Raw genomic sequence first — 2,126 nt, 5'->3', positions numbered from 1 at the left:
GAGCCGCCGCCTGATCCGCCTCCGGAGCCGCCGCCGCTCTGGGCGAGGGCCGCGGGAGCGGCGAGAAGCGCCGCTGCGAAGATCGGCGCGAGAAGTTTGTTTGTCATGGCGAGGATCCTCCTGATCGCGAACGTCTCGTTCGCCTGGAGCTCATCTCGGAAACGTGGGGCCGTCGGGCTTTGTTCCCGCGGGCCGGTCTCAACTCGGAACATCGGGAGGGCCTCATGGCCTTTGCTCTTGCGCGCCTGTTCCGGCGGCGGCTCGAGGCCAAGAGCGGGGCTTCGCGGCCTTTGCGGCTCTGCACGGAGGCGGCCGCGCGGTGTGGAGCGCGCGCGATCCGGCGACGCTCGCCCGCGAGGGCTACCAGCGGAACCCCGTGGTTCACCGCGCGGTGCGGATGGTGGCGGAAGCCGCCGGCGGCGTGCCGCTCATCCTCACGGAAGGCGAGCGCGAGCTCGACGTCCACCCGCTGCTCGACCTGCTGGGGCGACCAAATCCGCGCCAGGGCAAGGCCGGGCTCGTCGAAGCCCTCGTCTCGCATCTGCTGATCTCCGGGGACGCCTATCTGGAGGCCGTGACGCTGGACGGCGAGCCGCGCGAACTGCACGTGCTGCGGCCGGACCGGATGCGGGTGCTGCCCGACCCGGAAGGCTGGCCGGAAGCCTATGAATACCGCGTCGGCGCGGAGGTCTCGCGCTTCGACCAGCGCGCCGAGCCCACGCCGCCGATCCTGCACCTGACGCTGTTCCACCCGTTCGACGACCATTACGGGCTGAGCCCGCTCGAGCCGGCCGCGCAGGCGGTCGACCTGCACAACGCAGCCTCCGCCTGGAACAAGGCGCTGCTCGACAATGCGGCCCGGCCCTCCGGGGCGCTGGTCTACAAGGGGCCGGAAGGGCAGGGGCTCTCGGACGATCAGGTCGAGCGGCTGAAGGCGGAGCTCGAGGCTCAGTTCTCCGGGGCCGCGAACGCCGGGCGGCCGCTGCTGCTCGACGGCGGCCTCGACTGGCGGCCAATGGCGCTGACGCCGCAGGAGATGGATTTCCTGCAGGCCAGGAACGCCGCGGCGCGCGACATCGCGCTCGCCTTCGGGGTGCCGCCGATGCTGCTGGGCATTCCGGGCGACGCGACTTACGCGAATTACAGCGAGGCCAACCGCGCGCTGTGGCGCCAGACGGCGCTGCCGCTGCTGTCACGGATCGCGCAGTCGATCGCCGGATGGCTCGGTCCCGTCTGGGGCGCGGAGCTCACGCTCAGGCCGGACCTCGACGCGGTCGAGGCGCTGGCCGGCGAGCGCGAGGCGCTGTGGCGCCGGGTCACCGCCGCGACCTTCCTGGACGACGACGAGAAACGCGTGGCGGTCGGCTATCAGCCGCGAGGCCAGAGCCGCGCCGAAGGGTGACGCGGCTCAGCGCTTCTCCTCGCTCCCGGGCTTCTCCGGAGGAGGTGGCGGCTCCGGCTTGAAGCTCGCGCCGGCATAGTTCGCCCAGCCGCGCTCGACGGCCGTTTTCAGCGGACCCTCCGGACATTCCGTCCGCCGGCCTGCGCGACGCGCCGCGGCGAGGCGTCTTTTCTCCTTTGCGGTCAGCTCGCCGAGCCCCGCGCTCAAACGCTCGAACATCTCCGCGGCCTGCGCTTCGGTCGCCACCTTGCAGGCCACGACGTAGCCCGTGAACAGCCCGAGATTGAGGATCTTCTCCTCCTGGATCCGGGGGTCGGCGGCGATCGCCTGGGTCTGCGCGCAGGCGAGCGCCGCCAGCGCGATGGCGGCGACCTTTCCCCGGCTGGTCGTGGCTGAGCTCATCGCTGCGTCATAGCGCTTCTGGAAGAACCCGCCATGCCCCATCCGCTCGCCCGGGCGCGCTCCGACGCGCCCGAACTTAAGCGCCTGCCCGTCGCGCCGGCGGTCTCCGCCGACGGCCTGGTCGAGGGCTACGCCTCGCTGTTCGGCGTGGTCGACCTCGGACGCGACCGGGTGGAGCGCGGCGCCTTCGCAAAGTCGCTCGCCGCCCGAGGCCCGCTCGGCGTGCGCTTCCTGTTCCAGCACGATCCGGCGGAGCCGATCGGCGCCTGGAGCGCGCTCGTCGAGGATTCCCGCGGCCTGCGCGTCGCCGGCCGGCTCAACA

At 72.1% G+C, this 2,126-nt stretch carries 3 protein-coding genes; 2 read left to right on the top strand and 1 reads right to left on the bottom strand.

Annotated elements, in window-relative coordinates:
• Positions 1-163: 163 nt before the first annotated feature.
• The gene (locus ACIKT0_RS17470) at positions 164-1,402 is read left to right on the top strand and encodes a phage portal protein (protein WP_407106620.1); all 1,239 of its coding nucleotides are present in this window, start codon (positions 164-166) and stop codon (positions 1,400-1,402) included.
• 6 nt (positions 1,403-1,408) lie between these two features.
• On the opposite strand, the gene ACIKT0_RS17465 is transcribed toward ACIKT0_RS17470, so the two are convergent.
• Positions 1,409-1,804, bottom strand: coding sequence for a hypothetical protein (locus ACIKT0_RS17465; protein WP_407106619.1), 396 nt, complete (start codon positions 1,802-1,804; stop codon positions 1,409-1,411).
• 33 nt (positions 1,805-1,837) lie between these two features.
• Here ACIKT0_RS17465 and ACIKT0_RS17460 point away from each other — a divergent pair.
• Positions 1,838-2,126 (top strand): HK97 family phage prohead protease (locus tag ACIKT0_RS17460; protein ID WP_407106618.1); only part of this gene is annotated, 289 nt, incomplete at its 3' end.

The organism is Hansschlegelia beijingensis (genome assembly GCF_045505405.1).
GTDB classification, from domain to species: domain Bacteria; phylum Pseudomonadota; class Alphaproteobacteria; order Rhizobiales; family Methylopilaceae; genus Methylopila; species Methylopila beijingensis_A.
The sequence above is the reverse complement of the archived record's forward strand: the minus strand, read 5'-3'. Positions and strand labels throughout refer to the sequence as shown.

Coding starts and splice junctions, on each gene's coding strand:
- ACIKT0_RS17465 (WP_407106619.1), bottom strand. CDS start 1,804: ATGAGCTCAGCCACGACCAGCCGGGGAAAGGTCGCCGCCATCGCGCTG.